Source organism: Sphingomonas lacusdianchii (assembly GCF_022664395.1).
Lineage (GTDB): Bacteria > Pseudomonadota > Alphaproteobacteria > Sphingomonadales > Sphingomonadaceae > Sphingomonas > Sphingomonas lacusdianchii.
Genome location: NZ_JAKRET010000004.1, coordinates 215,858 through 233,691 on the forward strand (window position 1 = coordinate 215,858; position 17,834 = coordinate 233,691).

Here is a 17,834-nt window from a genome sequence, read left to right on the forward strand (position 1 = left end):
CCTTCGCCGGGGTACGAAGCGGAACGTTCGCAGCGCTATCCTCGTCAGCGAGGCGCGATCGTCGAGCGTCGATCGGGCCGGTATGGGTCGGGCACGGCGCAGGGCGCGCGGTGCGGTCGACGCGAACTGGTTCCCGCGACCGATCGCAATTTCGAAAAAAGGTCGTGCGGCGTTAATTACGTCGCAAGCAACGTCGCATACAGTGCCGTGCAGGCAATCAGATGCGGCAATTTTTCCTCTGTCTTCTGCTTCTTGCAGTCCTATCGGTCGCCCGGCCGGCGATGGCTGCCGGTCGGACGGATGGCTGGGACGGCTGGCGTACGACCCGGTTCCTGACGCTCGACGCGACGTCCGGGCTGCCGCATGCCACCACGACCGCGATCGTGCAGGGCAGCGACGCGCTGATGTGGATCGGCACGCGCGGCGGCCTCGCCCGCTATGACGGCCAGCGGCTGAAGGTGTTCCGACAGGTATCGCGCGACCACACCAGCCTGCCCGACAATTATATCCGCGCGCTCCACGCGTTGCCGCAGGGCGGCATGCTGGTCGGTACCAATGTCGGCGGTGCGGTGCGCTTCGATCCGGTATCGAACGCGTTCGTCGCATTGCAGGGGGCGGCGGGAGTCGGCATGGGCACCCGCATCCTCGCCATCGCCTCCGATGGACAGGATGGCGCGCTGATCGCATCGGACCATGGCGTGTTCCGCTACGACGCCCGGCGCAACCGCGTCGTTTCGCTGGTCGCGCCGGGCAGCGATCTCGCCGAAGGGGCGTTCACCGTCCATCGCGACCCCGACGGCACCATCTATGCCGGCGGGGACAAGGGGCTGTTCGTCCGCCGCCCGCACGACCGCGCTTTTTCGCGCGTGGCCACGCCGCCGATCGGCGACGTCTGGGCGATCCAGCGTGGTGGACAGGGTCGGTTGTGGATCGGCACCGGGTCGCACGGCATATTCGTCCAGCTTCGCGACGGGCGTTTCGTCCAGCCGCAGGCGCTGGCGGGCGATGCGCCGCTGGTCGGACACCGTACCATCCGCGCCTTCGCGCTGGAGGGTGACGGCACGATCTGGGCCGCGACCGACGGCATGGGGGTGCTGCGCATTCGCACCGACCCTGGCCTTGCGGTCTATGCGATGCGGAACATCCCCGCCAACCATGCCTCGCTGGGCGGCGATACGGTGCGCGACGTGACGATCGACCGCACCGGCCGGCTATGGGCGGCGACCGATGTCGGCGCGTCGCAGACCGATCCGACGCTCGATTCGATCTTTACCATCACCAACGCCATGCCCGATCCGCGTCGCTCGCTGGGCGATCGCAACGTGCGCGGGCTGATGGTCGACAGCCGCGACCGCATCTGGGTCGGGCTCAGCAACGGCATGATCGACCGGATCGACCGGGCGGCCGGCACGATGCGGCATCTCCGGCTCAGCGGTCGCCATGCCGGACAGGATGTTAAGGCGTTCGTCGAACTGCCCGACGGCACGGTGCTGGTCGGCGCGCGCGGCATCGTCGCGATCGATCCGGTGACGTTCGCCGAACGCAACGTCGCGGTGCCCTTGCCCGACGACCTGCCGGTGATCGCGCTGGCGCGGTCGGGCGACCTGCTGCTGATCGGCACGTACAAGGGGCTGTTCACCTGGGAGGCGCGGACCCGGCGGCTGCGCCATTATCGCCATGCCGATGGCGACGCGACGACCATTGCCAACAACGAAGTGATCAACATCGTCGATTTCGGCGACGGACGGCCATGGATTGCGACGCCCGGCGGGCTCAGCCGGTTCGATCCGGCGACGGGGCGCTTTGCCGTCTATCGCAACGATCCGGCGGACCCGACCAGCCTGCCGCAAAACTATACCGGGTCGATCGTACGGTCGGCAGGCGCGCTGTGGGTCGGCACCTATGGCGGCGTCGCGCGCGGCACCGCGTCGGCGCATGGCCTGCACTTTCGCGCGATCACCGAGGCGGAGGGGCTGGCCAACGACAATGTCGCGGCGGTCCTCGCCGATCGACGCGGACAGGTGTGGACGACCGGGGCCAGCGGCATCTCGGTCCTCGATCCGCAGGGGCGGGGGGTACGCGTGGTCAGCCAGCGCGACGGCCTTCCGTTCGACGCCTATAATCAGCGCGTTGCGGCGATGACGCGCGATGGCGACCTGCTGTTCGGCGGGACCGGCGGGTTGCTGGTGCTGCGCCCCGACCGGATGCTCGCCGCCCGCCAGACCGGATCGCTGACGCTCGCTCCGACCGATATCGAACAGGATGGCCGCACCCTGCCGTTCAGCCTGTTCGCGGGGCAGCGGGTGATCCGCGTCGATGGCCATGCGCTGCGCGTCGCCTTCGCGCTGACCGATTACGCCGCGCCGCAGGAGATACGCTATCGCTACCGCCTCGCCGGGTTCGATACCGGCTGGGTCGACCTGCCCGAATCGGTACCGGCGACCGCGATCTACACCAACCTGCCCGGCGGCGATTATGTACTGGAGCTACAGGCGCATATCCCCGGCGTGCATCCGCGCGTCGTGACGACCGCGATCGACATGGTCGTGGCGCGGGCATGGCATGAACGCTGGTATGTGCGCCTCGCAATGGCGCTGGTCGTGCTGGCGGCGGTGTTCGGCATCGTGCAGCTGCGCACCATGGTGCTGCGCCGGCGGACCCGCGCGCTCGAACGGACGATCGAACAGCGCACCGGCGAACTGCGCGCGGCCAACGTCACGCTGTCGCAACTCGCCAGCACCGACCCGCTGACCGGCCTCGCCAACCGTCGCACGCTGCTGGCCCGGCTGGAGGCGGCGCGTGCGACGGCGCTGCGCAGCGGGCGCGGCTATGCCGTGGCGATGCTCGACATCGATCATTTCAAACGCATCAACGACAGCTATGGCCATCATACCGGTGACCAGGTGATACAGGCGGTCGCCGCGCGCATCGCCGACGGCGTCCGCGCGGTCGATTGCGTCGCGCGCTATGGCGGTGAGGAACTGGCGATCCTGTTCGCCGACAGCGGCGCGGCCGAAGCGGGTGCGATCACCGAACGGCTGCGGCAGGCGGTGGCGCGCGCGGTGATCGAAGTTGACGGCACCGAAATCGGCGTGACGCTCAGCGCCGGGGTCGCCGCCGCCACCGGCGACGAACCGCCCGCCGCCGTGCTGCATCGCGCCGACCTCGCCATGTACCGGGCGAAACGCGCAGGGCGGAACCGGATCGAACTGGCCGGCGACCACGACGTGGCCGGGCTGGACGTGCCGGTCGGGGCCTAACCGATCGCCATTCGCCGCTGGTCGTCGACGGCCAGCGTCAACATGATCCGCGTCGAACAGATCGCACAGTCGAGTGCGGACGCCTTTCCCGCGTCGCAGGTCAGGCAGTCGCGGCGCGGCCGGCTGCCGTCGAGCATGCCCAGCACCAGTTGCTCGTCCGCCGAAGCCGGTCCGCGCAGCCCGGTCGCGATCGGTCGGCCCAGCGCGCTCTCGCACAGGCTGAACAGGCTGTCGAACACCGGCGCCAATACGCCGAGCCCGACCGGACGCAGCAATGCATACAGGCACTTCTGCGCATTCTCCCCTTCGTCTCGCGCCACCCGCCAGCATCGCGCGACGGTGGTGATGAGCGTGGAGCGTACCGGCGAGCGGTCGGACTGGCCGGGCGCAACGCCGCTATCGGCAGGGAGTGGGGCAGGGTGCATGATCCGTCTCCGATCCATCGACTGACTGATCCTGCCTGAAATGCAAATGACTCGCAATAGTAAATAACAGGGTCAGGACGGTGCGCTATGTGGCACCTTCGTCACCTTCCGAAACCGCAACACCCCGTCCGCCAGCCGCCCGAACCGGAACGCCATGTAATCGAGGAAATAATTCTGCCGCAGCCGCCACGGCGCGCGCGATCCCTGGCTCGGCAGTCCCGCCTCGGCCCGCTGGACATAGCCCGAACTGAAGTCGAGCAGCGGCCGCCGCTCGATCCCCGCCCCGGGTGCGGCGGGAACGCAATAGTCGTAGCCCTGCCGCCGCATATGAACAAGCATCCGGCACATCCGCCGCGACACCAGATCGATCTTCAGCGTCCATGACGCGTTGGTATAGCCCATGGCGAATACCAGATTGGGCACGCCCGACACCATCATGCCGCGATAGACCAGATGCCTGGCCGCTGCGAACGGGACGCCGTCGACCGTGATCGCGACCCCGCCCATCAGGTGCAGTTTCAGTCCCGTGGCGGTGACGATCACGTCCGCCGCCACCCGATCGCCCGATCCCAATTCAATGCCGTCCTCGGTGAAGCGCCGGATCCTATCGGTGACGATCGTCGCCGACCCGTCGTCCAGCACCCGGAACAGGTCGGCATCGGGCACCAGGCACAGCCGCTGGTCCCACGGGTCGTAGCTCGGGGTGAAATGCCGGTCGACGTCCGTCATAGCGGGAAGGGCGGCGCGCGTACCCTTCAGGATGAACGCCCGCATCTGCCGTGGCCAGCGCCGCGCGAACTGGAACGCCGCCAGCCCCAGCGCGACATTCTTCCACCGCGCCAGCCGCCCCGCCGCCGCGACGGGCAGCCAGCGATACAGCCGGTCGGCCAGCGCGTCCTCGGACGGATGGGCGACGATATAGCTGGGCGATCGCTGGACCATCGTCACCTGCGCGCCCTGTTCGGCGAGCGCGGGGACCAGCGTTACCGCCGTCGCCCCGCTGCCGATCACCGCGACCCGCTTGCCGGCGACGTTCAGGTCCTCGGGCCAGTGCTGCGGGTGGACGATGCGGCCGGCGAACGTCTCCTGCCCGTCGAAGTGCGGGGCATGGCCCCGGGCATAGTCGTAATAGCCCGATCCCATGAACAGGAAGCGGCAGGTGACGATGTACTCGCCGTCCTCGCTCCGGCAGCGCAGCGTCCAGCGCGCGTCCGCCGACGACCAGTCCGCCGCGACGATGCGCTGGTGGAAGCGGATCTGCCGGTCGATGCCGAACATCCGCGCCGTTTCCGCAATATAGTCGCGTATATCGCCGCCCGCGGCGATGGTCTTGCGCTCGCGCCACGGCCGGAACGGAAAGCCCAGCGTGTGCATGTCCGAATCCGACCGGATGCCGGGATAGCGGAACAGGTCCCATGTCCCGCCAATCGCACCCCGCGCCTCGAAGATCGCGTAGCTATGATCCGGGCAGCGCGTCTGCAGATGATAGGCGGCGTCGATGCCCGACAGCCCGGCGCCGACGATCACGACGTCGAGATCGGGTGCGGGCGGGGCGGAGGCAGGCGCGGTCATCGCGCGCTTATCCGCCCGCCCGCCGCCCTTGCCAAGCGTCAGCGCGTGCCGAGCAGCAGCGCGGTCAGCACCGGATCGCCGGTGCGGCGCGGATCGGCACGGATCGCCGCTTCCTCGCGCCCGATCGCGCGGAAGATGGCGCTGCCCGCCTGATCGGCGGCACTGCGGGCCAGCGCGCCGTAATCGATGCCGGTCTGTGCCGCGACGATCGCCGACAGGATCTCGGCGGTATCGGAGCGCAGCCCGTTCGAGAAGGTCGGGAACAGCGCGTCGATCACCGCGCCGCGCGCCGATTGCGCCAGCAGGTCGGTGGCGGCGGTCGGCCCGCCGCGCAGCACCGCCACCGCATCGGCCAGCGTCAGCCCGCGGATCGAATCGAGCACCACCGGCGTGGCCCGGTCGGCGGCGTCGACCGCAATATCGTTTAGCGCCAGTGCGATGCGCGAACGCACCGCATTGGTCCGCAGCACCGCCGCCAGCACATTGTTCTGCCCGGCGGTGTCAGGCAGCGTCAGCCGCGTCAACTGATCGTCGTAGAAGCCGCCGGGACGGATCAGCCGCTCGAACGCGCGCTGGCTCGACAGGGTCAGCAGCCGCCGTACGCCTTCCTCGACGCCATAGCTGCCGAGCGGGGTCGCGCAGCCGCCGAGAATCGCTATCGGAAGCATTGCGGCGGTCGCGCCGAGGATGCGGCGACGGGACATCGGGGCATGGATCATGGACCGGTTCTCCTGGGGAAGATCGCGCTGCCAACGCAGCCAGGCGCCTCCGGTGCCGCGATACGCGTGAACCGACGTTGAACCGGGGATCGTTTTGCTTCCGTTTCGCGGGTTTGTCCCATTGCCGAGCGCCGCGTCCGGCCCTAGCTACCGGACCATGGCTGATCCCTATGCAACCCTGGGTGTGGCGCGCAGCGCCACCGAGGCAGACATCAAGAAAGCGTATCGCAAGCTCGCCAAGGAGCTGCACCCGGACCGTAACAAGGACGACAAGGCCGCGTCGGACCGGTTTTCCAAGGTCACGCAGGCCTATGACCTGCTGACCGACAAGGACAAGCGCGCGCGCTTCGACCGGGGCGAGATCGATGGCGATGGCAATCCGGCCGCGCCGTTCGGCTATGGCGGGAGCGGCGGTGCCGGCGGCTTCGGCGGTGGTTTCCGGGCCGGACCGGGCGGTCGCGGCGGTTTCGACATGGGTGGCGATGCGCAGGGCGGCGACTTTTCGGATATCTTCGAGGGGCTGTTCGGCGGGCGCAGCAATGCCGGCGGCGGCGGCTTCGCCAGCGGTTTCGGCCGGCGTCCACAGCCAAAGGGCGGCAATGTCGCCTATAAGCTGAAGGTCCCGTTCGAGGATGCGGCGACGCTCAGCCCGCAGCGGATTACCCTCGCCGACGGCAAGACGATCGACCTGAAACTGCCCGTCGGCGTCGATACCGGCACGCAGATGCGGCTGGGCGGGAAGGGCGATCCGGGGCCGGGCGGGCCGGGAGACGCGATCGTCACGATCGAGGTCGAGCCGCACCGTTTCTATAACCGTGATGGCGACGATATCCGCATCGACCTGCCGGTCAATCTGGCCGAGGCGGTACTGGGTGCCAAGGTACGCGTGCCGACCGTCGAGGGCGCGGTGATGCTGAGCGTGCCGAGGGGCGCGACATCGGGCAAGACGCTGCGGCTGAAAGGGCGCGGCTTTCATCGCAAGGACGGGACGCGCGGCGATCAGCTGGTCACGCTGATGGTCGATCTGCCCGCCGACGATGCGGCGCTGGCGGCGTTCGTCGCGGACTGGCCGGGGCGGACGGCGGACCCGCGGGCACGCTTCGGCGTTTGACGCGGTTCTGACCCGACCGGAGACCGTTTCATGAACCAGCCGTCCCCGGAAAGCCCCGAGGTACGCGGCCACCGGGGCCGGCCCGCACTGTCGCGGCTGCGGCCGTCGGCACGGGCGATCGAGGTCATCAAGCGCGTCGCCATCGGGACGTTCAACGACGGTTTCACCCATGCCGGCAACCTCGCCTATCTCTCGCTGCTGACGCTGTTCCCCTTCTTCATCGTCGCCGCCGCGATCGCGCGCGCGGTGGGGCGCAGCGGCGACAGCATCCACGCGGTCACCGCGTTCCTCGAAACCGTGCCGCGCGACGTGGCGGTGGTGCTGGAACAGCCGATCCTCGACGTGTTGCAGGCGCGGTCGGGGTCGCTGTTGTGGCTGGGCGCGCTGGTCGGGCTGTGGACGACGACCGGTTTCATCGAAACGGTGCGCTCGATCCTGCGACAGGCCTATGGCATTCCGTTCTCGCGGCCCTTCTGGGAATATCGGCTCGGGTCGATCGGGCTGATCGTCGGGTCGGTGGTGATGCTGATGATCGCGTTCAGCCTTCAGGTCGTGCTGGTCGGTGTCGAACAGCTGATCTACCGCGTATTGCCGTTCCTGCAGCCCTATGCCGCCTATCTGTCGATCGCGAAGCTGTTTCCGGCGCTGGCGCTGTTCATCGCGCTCTACACCCTGTTCTATTCGCTGGCGCCCAAGAAATATCGGCTGTCGAAATGTCCGAAATGGCCGGGCGCGGTGGCGACGGCGACGGTATGGATCGGCACGACGCAGTTGCTGCCGCTGGCGATCGATGCGCTGGGCGGATATGACCGAACCTATGGCAGCCTTGCCGGGGTGATGATCGCGTTGTTTTTCTTCTATATCGTCGGCCTCGGCGTGGTGATCGGCGGCGAATTGAACGCGGCGCTGGCGGAAACGCCCGATCCCGGTCTAGAGGGGGTGCCAACAGACGAAAAAGGGAAAGTCGCGTGAACGGTTTGATGCAGGGCAAGCGCGGGGTCATCATGGGCCTCGCCAATGATCGGTCGCTGGCCTGGGGCATCGCCAAGCAGCTCGCGGCGCAGGGTGCGGAACTGGCCTTCACCTATCAGGGAGAAGCGCTGGAACGGCGCGTCCGTCCGCTGGCGGGCGAACTCGGATCGGACTTCCTGATCGAATGCGACGTCGCCGACATGGGTGCGCTCGACACGGCATTCGACACGATCGCCGCGCGGTGGCCGACGATCGATTTCGTCGTCCATGCCATCGGCTTTTCGGACAAGAACGAACTGCGCGGGCATTATTACGATACCAGCCTCGACAATTTCCTGATGACGATGAACATCAGCGTCTATTCGTTCACCGCGGTCGCCAAGCGCGCGCGGGCGCTGATGCCGAATGGCGGTTCGCTGCTGACGCTGACCTATTACGGGTCGGAGAAGGTCGTGCCGCATTACAACGTCATGGGCGTTGCCAAGGCCGCGCTCGACATGTCGGTCAAATATCTGGCGATGGACATGGGTCCGGAAAATATCCGGGTGAATGCGATCTCGGCCGGGCCGATCAAGACGCTGGCCGCCAGCGGCATCGGCGATTTCCGCTACATTCTGAAGTGGAACGAGCTGAACTCGCCGCTGCGCCGTAACGTCACGATCGACGATGTCGGCGGGGCGGGGCTGTATCTGCTGAGCGATCTGGCGAGCGGCGTGACCGGCGAGATCCACCATGTCGACGCCGGGTACAATGTCATCGGCATGAAGGCCGAGGACGCGCCCGACATCGCGCTGTCCTAAGCGATGAGCGTCATCCGCGCGGCGACCGGTGCGGACGCGCCGGCGGTCGATAGCCTGTTGCGCGCCTGTTTCCCGCGCGACGAAGAGGCGCGGCTGGTCCAGCAACTGGCGATCGACGGCGATCTGGTGCTGGTGCTGGTCGCCGAGGATGACGGCATGGTCACCGGCATGATTGCCGCGAGCCGGATGCAGGTGACCGCCGATACGCGCGAGGTCGCAGGCGTCGCGATCGCGCCGCTGGCGGTGGCGAAGGCGGCACGCGGGCAGGGCGTCGGCGAGGCGCTGGTCGCCGCCGCCATCAGCCATTTGCGCAGCGCCGGGGTCGAACTCGCGTTCGTGCTGGGCGATCCGGCCTATTATGAACGCTTCGGGTTCGAGGCTGCGACGGCGCGGGGGTTCGACAGCCCCTATGCCGGGGAGAATTTCATGGGCATCCGCCTGAACGACGGGCCGTGTGTGCACACCCCCGGCGTGGCGACCCATGCGCGCGCCTTTGCGGCGCTGGGGGAAGATGCATGAGCCACAATAGTTTCGGCCACCTGTTCCGCTTCACGACCTGGGGCGAAAGCCATGGCCCGGCGCTGGGCGCGGTGGTCGACGGGTGTCCGCCGGGACTGACGCTCAGCGAGGCGGACATTCAGCCGTTTCTCGACGCGCGCCGGCCGGGGACGAGCCGCTTCACCACGCAGCGGCGCGAGCCGGATGCGGTGCGCATCCTGTCGGGGGTGTTCGAGGGCAGGACGACCGGCACGCCGATCAGCCTGGTGATCGAGAATGTCGACCAGCGGTCGAAGGACTATTCCGAGGTCGCCAAGGCGTATCGGCCCGGTCATGCCGACTATGCCTATGACGCGAAATACGGTTTTCGCGACTATCGCGGCGGCGGGCGGTCCTCGGCGCGCGAGACGGCGGCGCGGGTCGCGGCGGGCGCGGTGGCGCGGCTGGTGATTCCGGAGGTGACGATCACCGCATGGGCCGAATCGATCGGCGGCGATGCGATCGATCCGGCGGCGTTCGATGCGGCGGAGATCGGCCGCAACCCATTCTTCTGCCCCGATGCGGCGGCAGCGGCGCGGTGGGAGGCTTTGGTCGATGGCGCGCGCAAGGCCGGATCGTCGCTGGGCGCGGTCGTCGCCTGTCGCGCCGAAGGGGTGCCGGCCGGATGGGGCGCGCCGCTCTATGCCAAGCTCGACGCCGAACTGGCGAGCGCGGCCATGTCGATCAACGCAGTGAAGGGTGTCGAGATTGGGGACGGCTTCGCGGCGGCGGCGCTGTCGGGTGAACAGAATGCCGACCCGATGCGGCCGGGCGCCGGCGCGCCTGAATTTCTCGCCAACCATGCCGGGGGTATTGCCGGCGGTATTTCGACCGGCCAGCCGGTGACGCTGCGCGTCGCCTTCAAGCCGACCAGTTCGATCCTGATCCCGGTGGAAACGATCGGACCCGACGGACAGGCGACGACGATCGCGACCAAGGGGCGGCATGATCCGTGCGTCGGCATTCGCGGCGTGCCGGTGGTCGAGGCGATGGTCGCACTGGTGCTGGCCGATCAGAAATTGCGGCACCGTGGGCAGGTCGGCTGAACGCCGGTCGTCGTGCCGAAACGCCTTGCCCTGAAAATAACCAGATTTTACGATGGGTTGAGCGATTCACCCGGACCCTTATGCCGGCTCGCGACTTGAGTCCCCTGCTTGATGCAAGGAGACATTCGATGCGCAAGACCATTTTCGCGAGCCTGCTGATCCTGGGCGGGGCGACCGCCGCCGTCGCGCAGGTGCCGACCACCCCGACCCAACCGACCTCCCCGAACGGCGTGCCCGGCACGGTCGACCCGGCGCGGCCGACCCAGCCGTTGCCGCAGACGACCGGTCCGACCAACCCGGTCCCGACGGATCCGACCCGTCCCGGTCAGTCGACGACGGACGACATGACGACCACGCCCGACGACACGACCCCGCCCAACACCACGGGCGACGCGCCCGAGGCCAAGCCGCCGGGTGGAACGACCGGCACGCCGCGGTAACGGCAGCTACAAAAAAAGGCCCGCCCGGAGCGATCCGGGCGGGCCTTTTGCTGTCTGATGTCCCGCCACCCCGTTCGGTTCGAGCGGAGGTTCGAGCTTGTCGAGAACTGAACTCGAGAACGGAACTCGAGAACGGAGTGCTCCATACGGAGCGTTCTCGACGGCCGCTTCTCGACTTCGCTCGAAGCTGCTCGAAACGAACGGAAATTGGTTGCGGATTAAGACGCGGGAAGCGTTCAGTCCGCGAACGGATCGCGCACGAGGATCGTGTCGTCGCGTTCGGGGCTGGTCGAGACCAGCGTCACCGGGCACTGAATCAGTTCCTCGATCCGGCGGATATATTTGATCGCCTGTGCCGGCAGTTCGGCCCAACTCCGCGCGCCAGCGGTCGATTCGGACCAGCCGGGCATGGTTTCGTAGATCGGTTCGACCTTCGCCTGATCGGCGGCATGGGCCGGGTAATAGTCGAGTACCTGATCGCCGAGGCGATAGCCGGTGCAGATCGCCACTTCCTCGAACCCGTCGAGCACGTCGATCTTGGTCAGCGCGATGCCGGTGATGCCGCCGACCGCTGCCGCCTGCCGCACCAGCACGCTGTCGAACCAGCCGCAGCGACGCTTGCGGCCGGTGACGGTGCCGAATTCATGGCCGCGCACGCCGAGCCGCTCGCCGGTCTCATTCTCGAGCTCGGTCGGGAAGGGGCCGGAGCCGACGCGGGTGGTATAGGCCTTGGCGATGCCAAGCACGAAGCCGACCGCACCCGGACCCATGCCCGATCCGCCCGCCGCCGTGCCGGCGATGGTGTTGGACGAAGTGACGAACGGATAGGTGCCATGGTCGATGTCGAGCAGCACGCCCTGTGCGCCCTCGAACAGGATGCGCTGACCCTTCGCCTTGGCCTGCGCCAGCACGCGCCAGACCGGCTGGGCATAGGGCAGCACGAAATCGGCGATCTCGCGCAGTTCGGCGATCAGCGCGGCGCGGTCGATCACCGGTTCGTTGAAGCCGGCGCGCAGCGCGTCGTGATGCGCGGTCAGGCGGTCGAGTTGCGGTTCAAGCTGATCGAGATGGGCGAGGTCGCACACGCGGATCGCGCGGCGACCAACCTTGTCCTCATAGGCCGGGCCGATGCCGCGGCGGGTGGTGCCGATCTTGCCCGCACCGCTGGCGTCCTCGCGCAGCCCGTCGAGGTCGCGGTGGAAGGGCAGGATCAGCGCGCAGGTTTCGGCGATCATCAGCGTGTCGGGGGTGACCGAAACGCCCTGTTCGCGCAGCCGCTCGACCTCGGCCTTCAGCGCCCATGGATCGAGGACGACGCCGTTGCCGACGATCGACGGGGTGCCGCGCACGATGCCCGAAGGGAGCAGCGACAGCTTGTAGGTGGTGCCGCCGACGACCAGCGTGTGGCCGGCATTATGGCCGCCCTGGAACCGCACGACCATGTCGGCGCGCTCCGCCAGCCAGTCGACGATCTTTCCCTTGCCCTCGTCGCCCCATTGGGCGCCGATCACCGCTACGTTCGCCACGTCCTGTTACCCTCATGCATGCCGGTATCGGCGCTGCACTAGGCCCGTCGCGCGGCTACGTCCACCTTGGCGACGGTCCCCGTGTCAGGAATGTGACGATAGAGTTCGGCTTCCTCGCGACGGATGCGTTCGCTCAGTTGTTCGGTCAGCGCGTGCGTATCGCGTTCGAAGCCATCGGGGTCGCGCTGCATCCGTTCGGGGGTCCAGCCGAGCATATAGCCCTTGAACGTATCGGCGAGCCCGCCGAGTTCGGTGGCGAACCGTTCGGCCAGTTCCGCCGTCGTCCGATCCGGACTGCGCCGGAGCATCGGGTAGAGCAGGCGATCCTCGGTCGCGAGATGGGCGAGCAACTGCCGGCCGAGCGACCAGCGTGCCGTCGCGATCGGCGCCGGATCGATCGGCCGCGCCTCGGCGTGCCGCAGGAGATCGGCCGCTACGGACGCCAGCTGCAGATGTTCGAGGATCAATCGTTCGGCGCTGAGCATGGCGGCGGACCTGTGGGAGGCGATTGATTTCCCATGCATCGGAACGGGTTAAGAAACGGTGCTGTCCGGCCCCTCGACATCGCCGGTCGGGGCGCGCAGAACCGGGGGCCAAGCATAACGATCAGGAGAGCGCATCCATGAAACTCGCCAGCCTCAAGCACGGCCGGGACGGTCGGCTGGTCGTCGTGTCGAGCGACCTTGCCTGGTATGCCGATGCGGCCGCGATCGTGCCGACGTTGCAGGCGGCGCTGGACGATTGGGACCGGGTCGAGGGCGATCTGCGCAACCTTGCCACCGATCTCGACCATGACGTGATCCCCAAGGACCGGTTCCACGAGCGCGACGCCGCATCGCCGCTGCCGCGGGCGTATCAATGGGCGGACGGATCGGCCTATGTGAACCATGTCGCGCTGGTGCGGCAGGCGCGCGGGGCGGAGATGCCCGACAGTTTCTGGCACGATCCGCTGATGTATCAGGGCGGGTCGGACGGATTTCTCGGCCCCCGCGACCTGATCCCGGCGGGCGACGATGGCTGGGGCCTCGATTTCGAGGGCGAGGTGGTGGTCGTCACCGGCGACGTCGCGATGGGCGCGTCGCGCGAAGAGGCATTGGCGGCGGTGCGGCTGGTCGGGCTGACCAACGACGTGTCGCTGCGCGGGCTGATCCCGGGCGAACTAGCCAAGGGGTTCGGCTTCTTCCAGTCGAAGCCGGCGTCCGCCTTTTCGCCGGTGTTCGTGACCCCCGATGCGCTGGGCGACTGGTGGCGCGACGGCAAGCTGCACCGCAAGCTCAACGTCGACCTGAACGGGAAGCCGTTCGGCCGGGCGGACGCGGGCGAGGACATGACCTTCGATTTCGGCACGCTGATCGCCCATGCCGCGAAGACGCGGGCATTGGGCGCGGGGACGATCATCGGATCGGGCACGGTGTCGAACCGCGACGCCGATGGCGGACCGGGCAAGCCGGTCGCCGAGGGCGGGGTCGGTTATTCCTGTCTTGCGGAAATCCGTACCGTCGAGACGATCCGCGGCGGCAAGGCGGAGACGCCGTTCCTGAAGGCGGGCGATACCGTCCGCATCTGGGCCGAGGATGATCGACATCATCCGATCTTCGGCGTGATCGAGCAGACGGTGGCCTGACGTGCTGCACCGCTATCGACTGTTGCTGCCGTTGCTGCTGGCCGGATGCGCTGCGTCCGGCCACGCGCCACCGATGGCCGTCACGGCCCCGGCGGCAGGGGTGCCGACCCCGGCCGACCGGTTCGGGCCGCTGTTCGAAGCGGTGCAGATGCGGCGCATCTTTCCCGACGGCAAGACCTTCGTCGATGCGACGCCCAAGCGGGCGGACGCGGCGATCCTCGCCGATTTCCGGGCCGGGGACTTCCGGGACGATGCGGCGCTGAAGGCGTTCGTGCTGGCCAATTTCGACGTGCCGGGGCTGTTGCCGGTGCCCGAGTCCGACCATGGTCCGCGCCTGCCGATCGAGCGGCATATTGCCGGGCTATGGCCGCATCTGACCCGCGATCCGGTGGCGCCGCCGCCGGGGTCGAGCGCGCTGGCGGTGGCCGACCGGTTCGTGGTGCCCGGCGGGCGGTTCCGGGAAATGTATTACTGGGACAGCTATTTCACCATGCTGGGTCTGGCGGCGGACAACCGGCAGGACTTGATCGAATCGATGGTCGCGGCGTTCACCGATCTGGTCGAGCGTTATGGTCATGTGCCCAATGGAACGCGCAGCTATTATCTCAGCCGGTCGCAGCCGCCGTTCCTGTACCTGATGATGGGGCTGTCGAAGGAGACCGACCCGGCGGTGCTGGCGCGGCGGTTGGCGGCGTTGAAGCGCGAACATGCCTTCTTCACCACCCCGGAGCGGTCGGCGACGCTGCCCGACGGGGCGGTGCTGCAGCATTATTGGGACGCACGCACGACGCCGCGTGACGAGTCGTGGCGCGAGGATGTCGAGACGGCGAAGGCCAGCGGCCGGCCGGTGGCGGAGGTGTATCGCGAGCTGCGCGCCGGGGCGGAGAGCGGCTGGGACTTCTCGTCGCGCTGGCTGGCCGACGGACGGACCCTCAAGACGATCGACACGACCAACGTCCTGCCGGCCGATCTCAACAGCTTGCTGTGGGGCATGGAGCGCGCGATCGCCGATGGCGCGACGAAGACCGGCGACGCGGCGACCGCGCGCGACTTCACCGACCGGGCGGCGAAGCGCGGGGCGGCGATCGAGCGCTGGCTGTGGAGCGAGGGCGAGGGGCGCTATGGCGATTACGACGTCAAGCGGCGGCAACTTCGGGGCGGCGTGACCGCGGCAACCGCCTATCCACTGTTCGTCGGGCTGACGACGGGGGCGCGGGCCGACCGGGTGGCGGCGACGATCGAGCGGCAGTTGCTGGCGCCGGGCGGGCTGCGATCGACGTTGGTCGATACCGGACAGCAATGGGACAAGCCCAATGGCTGGGCACCGCTGCAATGGATCGCGGTCCACGGGCTGGACCGGACCGGGCATAAGTCCTTGGCGGACAAGATTTCGCAGCGGTTTCTGGCCAGCGTCGGGCGCGAATATGCCGCGTCGGGCAAGCTGGTCGAGAAGTACGATGTCGAGGAGGTCCGGCCGGGCGGGGGCGGGGAATATCCACTGCAGGACGGGTTCGGGTGGACGAACGGGGTGACGCGGGCGCTGATGGTGCGGACCGGGCAGTAGTTTCGGGGCCAAAGTTCACGAAGTTCACACTTGTGCACGTTTTGTACATCGGAAGCGGCTGTCCGGTCGGGCTGCTCGAACCACGCGTCATCCCAGCGAAGGCTGGGATCTCCCGGTTGCAGGGCGTGACAGGAGTCGGTCGAGGCCCCAGCCTTCGCTGGGGCGACGATAACTGGCGGACGATTCAAAGAGCGTCGGCAAGGATGCCAGCGCTTGGGCGTGTAGGACAGGCTCAAGCCGTCCACGCCGCGACATCGTCCTGCTGCCCGATCAGGGCGAGGCCATGGGCGACCGAGGTCAGTTCGTTGCCCGAGGCCAGCCGGTCCTGCCCGAAGCGTGTCGCGAAGGCGCGGCGGATGGCGGGGGTGAGCGAGGTGCCGCCGGTCAGGAACACGCGGTCGATCGCGCCTGCCGCGAGGCCGGCCGCGTCGAGCGCGCTCTCGACGGTCGCCATGATGCGGGCGAGATCGTCGGCGATCCATTCCTCGAACTGGTCGCGGGTGACTTCGGCACGGATCGCGATACCGCCGCCTTCGAACGCGAAGGTCGCGCTGTCGCCTTGCGACAGGGCACGCTTCACCTGTCCGACCGCGTCGTAGAGCGGATAGCCCTGTTCGCCCTCGATGATCGCGATCATGCGTTCGATGGCGTGCGGATCGGTGGCGGCGCGGCGGAGTTTGTCGAGCTCGGCCATGGTCTTGCGGTTGCGCATCAGCGCGAGGCGCGACCAGTCGGTGAAGTCGGTGAAATGGCCCGCCGGGATTTCCAGCACCTTGTCGAACGAGCGATAGGTGCCGCCCTTGCCCAGTAGCGGCAGGACCAGCTTGTCGAGGATGCGGCGGTCGAACTGGTCGCCGGCGATGCCGATACCGGCATGGCCGAGCGGACGGGCGCGGCGGTCGGCGCCGGGGGCTTCGAGGCGGACGACCGAGAAGTCGCTGGTACCGCCGCCGAAATCGGCGACGAGGATGGTGGCGGCTTCGGTCAAGGTCGCAGCATGGCTGAACGCCGCGCCCAGCGGTTCGTAGACGTAGAGGATTTCGGCACCCAGCGCGGCGAACATCGCGTCATAGCGTTGGCGCGCCAGCGCTTCGTCAGGACGGTGGCCGGCATAGGTGATCGGGCGGCCGACGACGATGCGCTGTGCGCCCTTCAACGCACCATGGGCGCGGGCGGCCAGCCGATCGAGAAAGGCGCGGCCGAGATCCTCGAACCGGTAGCGTTTGGTGAAGATCGGGGCGGTATCGAAACTGGGGCTGGCCGCGACCGATTTGAAAGATTGCAGGAAGCGGCAACCCTCCGGATATTGGAGATATTCGTCGATCGCCCATGGCCCGGCCTCGACCGCGATGCCGCCGGGGACCTCGTCCTGCCAAAAGCATAGCGCCGAGCGGAAGACGGGGTCGGCACCGTCGGGGCCATCAAGGGCTACCAGTTGCGCGGCGTCGCCCGTCGCGCGGGCGAGGACGGAATTGGTCGTGCCGAAATCTAGGCCGAGGGACATTGCGGGGCTCCGGGCGGCGGCGGGTTGCCCTACACGGCTTGTGGCGGTTTGTCTTGGGTGTCGGGGGCGGTCGCGAGGGAATGGCGGCTTCGACCACCGGCCTGTACATCCCCGACCCCTCGCTTGCCTGCGCGGGGGACGCTTTCCCCGGCAGGAATGGTCCTGTCCTTTGTCATCAAACAGCTTGGGCCGATCGACGTTCGGTTCCTGTACGCGGGACGACTGCTCTATCTGCTATCGTCACTCCCGCGCAGGCGGGGGTCCATATGCGCCAGCGTCGCGAATCTAGCCGAAACGTCAGCGGTTATGGATTCCCGGCTGCGCGGGAATGACGAAAGACGACGATCGTCGCTGAAGGTCGATCGGCCCTAGGCCGGCGTATAGGCCGACAGGCCGAGCTGCGCCCGGCGTCGCAACCACAGGCTGGGTCGATACCGGTCCGAGCCGGTGATCCGCTGCAGCTGCTCCATGATGGCCAGCGTTTTCGGCAAGCCCAGCCATTCCGCCCACTCGATCGGCCCCCGCGGATAATTCTGGGCAAGGCGCATCGCGAGGTCGATGTCCTGCGGTGTCGCGATTCCGATCTGCGCCAGTTCGCAGCCGAGATTAGCGACCATGGCGAGAATGCGTTGCAGCACGAAGCCGGGTGAATCCGCGATCTCCTCCACGGTGAAGCCCATACCGCGCAGGTTCCTCGTCAACTCCGGCGGCAATCCCTATGACCTCATCGGTCG

General features: G+C 67.9%; 16 protein-coding genes. 9 read left to right on the forward strand and 7 right to left on the reverse strand.

Going from position 1 to position 17,834, the window contains the following annotated elements:
- The first annotated feature begins 281 nt into the window (after positions 1-281).
- A complete protein-coding gene (locus MF607_RS07725; RefSeq protein ID WP_242117102.1) occupies positions 282-3,260 on the forward strand; it encodes a ligand-binding sensor domain-containing protein in 2,979 nt (992 codons plus the stop codon).
- On the opposite strand, the gene MF607_RS07730 is transcribed toward MF607_RS07725, so the two are convergent.
- The 3 genes from MF607_RS07730 to MF607_RS07740 all read right to left on the reverse strand — a co-directional run bounded on the left by MF607_RS07730 (position 3,257) and on the right by MF607_RS07740 (position 5,976).
- Positions 3,257-3,685: a hypothetical protein gene (locus MF607_RS07730; RefSeq protein ID WP_242117103.1), complete on the reverse strand. Its 429-nt coding sequence runs from the start codon at positions 3,683-3,685 to the stop codon at positions 3,257-3,259. The genes MF607_RS07725 and MF607_RS07730 overlap by 4 nt on opposite strands.
- 72 nt (positions 3,686-3,757) lie before the next feature.
- Positions 3,758-5,257, reverse strand: a complete 1,500-nt coding sequence (locus MF607_RS07735) for a flavin-containing monooxygenase (RefSeq protein ID WP_242117104.1) — start codon at positions 5,255-5,257, stop codon at positions 3,758-3,760.
- Between the two features lie 38 nt (positions 5,258-5,295).
- Positions 5,296-5,976, reverse strand: a complete 681-nt coding sequence (locus MF607_RS07740) for a DUF4197 domain-containing protein (RefSeq protein WP_242117105.1) — start codon at positions 5,974-5,976, stop codon at positions 5,296-5,298.
- Between the two features lie 157 nt (positions 5,977-6,133).
- Here MF607_RS07740 and MF607_RS07745 point away from each other — a divergent pair, with 157 nt between their 5' ends.
- The 6 genes from MF607_RS07745 (at position 6,134) to MF607_RS07770 (ending at position 10,882) form a co-directional block, all read left to right on the forward strand.
- On the forward strand, positions 6,134-7,087 hold the full coding sequence (locus MF607_RS07745; protein WP_242117106.1) for a DnaJ C-terminal domain-containing protein: 954 nt from the start codon (positions 6,134-6,136) through the stop codon (positions 7,085-7,087).
- Positions 7,088-7,117: 30 nt separating this feature from the next.
- Positions 7,118-8,059 carry a YihY/virulence factor BrkB family protein gene (locus MF607_RS07750; protein WP_242117108.1) on the forward strand — a complete coding sequence of 314 codons (942 nt, stop codon included), beginning with the start codon at positions 7,118-7,120 and terminating at the stop codon, positions 8,057-8,059.
- The gene (gene fabI / locus MF607_RS07755; protein ID WP_347340867.1) at positions 8,056-8,859 is read left to right on the forward strand and encodes an enoyl-ACP reductase FabI; all 804 of its coding nucleotides are present in this window, start codon (positions 8,056-8,058) and stop codon (positions 8,857-8,859) included. Before MF607_RS07750 ends, fabI begins: the two co-directional genes overlap by 4 nt.
- A gap of 3 nt (positions 8,860-8,862) precedes the next feature.
- Complete coding sequence (locus tag MF607_RS07760) at positions 8,863-9,378, forward strand: GNAT family N-acetyltransferase (protein WP_242117110.1); 516 nt, start codon at positions 8,863-8,865, stop codon at positions 9,376-9,378.
- The gene (gene aroC / locus MF607_RS07765; RefSeq protein ID WP_242117114.1) at positions 9,375-10,442 is read left to right on the forward strand and encodes a chorismate synthase; all 1,068 of its coding nucleotides are present in this window, start codon (positions 9,375-9,377) and stop codon (positions 10,440-10,442) included. Before MF607_RS07760 ends, aroC begins: the two co-directional genes overlap by 4 nt.
- 128 nt (positions 10,443-10,570) lie before the next feature.
- Positions 10,571-10,882, forward strand: coding sequence for a hypothetical protein (locus tag MF607_RS07770; RefSeq protein WP_242117116.1), 312 nt, complete (start codon positions 10,571-10,573; stop codon positions 10,880-10,882).
- Positions 10,883-11,118: 236 nt separating this feature from the next.
- Here the strand turns inward: MF607_RS07770 and MF607_RS07775 are convergent, their stop codons facing one another.
- Positions 11,119-12,408, reverse strand: coding sequence for an adenylosuccinate synthase (locus MF607_RS07775; protein ID WP_242117117.1), 1,290 nt, complete (start codon positions 12,406-12,408; stop codon positions 11,119-11,121).
- 38 nt (positions 12,409-12,446) lie between these two features.
- Positions 12,447-12,893 carry a hemerythrin domain-containing protein gene (locus MF607_RS07780; protein WP_242117119.1) on the reverse strand — a complete coding sequence of 149 codons (447 nt, stop codon included), beginning with the start codon at positions 12,891-12,893 and terminating at the stop codon, positions 12,447-12,449.
- 137 nt (positions 12,894-13,030) lie between these two features.
- On the opposite strand from MF607_RS07780, the gene MF607_RS07785 reads away from it, so the two are divergent.
- Complete coding sequence (locus MF607_RS07785; RefSeq protein WP_242117121.1) at positions 13,031-14,032, forward strand: fumarylacetoacetate hydrolase family protein; 1,002 nt, start codon at positions 13,031-13,033, stop codon at positions 14,030-14,032.
- 1 nt (position 14,033) lies between these two features.
- The gene (gene treF / locus MF607_RS07790; protein ID WP_242117124.1) at positions 14,034-15,596 is read left to right on the forward strand and encodes an alpha,alpha-trehalase TreF; all 1,563 of its coding nucleotides are present in this window, start codon (positions 14,034-14,036) and stop codon (positions 15,594-15,596) included.
- Positions 15,597-15,828: 232 nt separating this feature from the next.
- Here the strand turns inward: treF and MF607_RS07795 are convergent, their stop codons facing one another.
- Positions 15,829-17,100, reverse strand: coding sequence for an Hsp70 family protein (locus MF607_RS07795; RefSeq protein ID WP_242117126.1), 1,272 nt, complete (start codon positions 17,098-17,100; stop codon positions 15,829-15,831).
- 368 nt (positions 17,101-17,468) lie between these two features.
- Positions 17,469-17,780: a 3-hydroxyacyl-CoA dehydrogenase family protein gene (locus MF607_RS07800; RefSeq protein WP_242117129.1), complete on the reverse strand. Its 312-nt coding sequence runs from the start codon at positions 17,778-17,780 to the stop codon at positions 17,469-17,471.
- Between the last annotated feature and the right edge of the window lie 54 nt (positions 17,781-17,834).

What these genes read in the sequence shown, in the direction of transcription:
- MF607_RS07770 (WP_242117116.1), top strand. Translation starts at nt 10,571, where the DNA reads ATGCGCAAGACCATTTTCGCGAGCCTGCTGATCCTGGGCGGGGCGACC.
- MF607_RS07745 (WP_242117106.1), top strand. Translation starts at nt 6,134, where the DNA reads ATGGCTGATCCCTATGCAACCCTGGGTGTGGCGCGCAGCGCCACCGAG.
- MF607_RS07725 (WP_242117102.1), top strand. Translation starts at nt 282, where the DNA reads ATGGCTGCCGGTCGGACGGATGGCTGGGACGGCTGGCGTACGACCCGG.
- MF607_RS07800 (WP_242117129.1), bottom strand. Translation starts at nt 17,780, where the DNA reads ATGGGCTTCACCGTGGAGGAGATCGCGGATTCACCCGGCTTCGTGCTG.
- MF607_RS07740 (WP_242117105.1), bottom strand. Translation starts at nt 5,976, where the DNA reads ATGATCCATGCCCCGATGTCCCGTCGCCGCATCCTCGGCGCGACCGCC.
- MF607_RS07780 (WP_242117119.1), bottom strand. Translation starts at nt 12,893, where the DNA reads ATGCTCAGCGCCGAACGATTGATCCTCGAACATCTGCAGCTGGCGTCC.
- MF607_RS07730 (WP_242117103.1), bottom strand. Translation starts at nt 3,685, where the DNA reads ATGCACCCTGCCCCACTCCCTGCCGATAGCGGCGTTGCGCCCGGCCAG.
- MF607_RS07735 (WP_242117104.1), bottom strand. Translation starts at nt 5,257, where the DNA reads ATGACCGCGCCTGCCTCCGCCCCGCCCGCACCCGATCTCGACGTCGTG.
- MF607_RS07760 (WP_242117110.1), top strand. Translation starts at nt 8,863, where the DNA reads ATGAGCGTCATCCGCGCGGCGACCGGTGCGGACGCGCCGGCGGTCGAT.
- MF607_RS07750 (WP_242117108.1), top strand. Translation starts at nt 7,118, where the DNA reads ATGAACCAGCCGTCCCCGGAAAGCCCCGAGGTACGCGGCCACCGGGGC.
- MF607_RS07785 (WP_242117121.1), top strand. Translation starts at nt 13,031, where the DNA reads ATGAAACTCGCCAGCCTCAAGCACGGCCGGGACGGTCGGCTGGTCGTC.
- MF607_RS07795 (WP_242117126.1), bottom strand. Translation starts at nt 17,100, where the DNA reads ATGTCCCTCGGCCTAGATTTCGGCACGACCAATTCCGTCCTCGCCCGC.
- aroC (WP_242117114.1), top strand. Translation starts at nt 9,375, where the DNA reads ATGAGCCACAATAGTTTCGGCCACCTGTTCCGCTTCACGACCTGGGGC.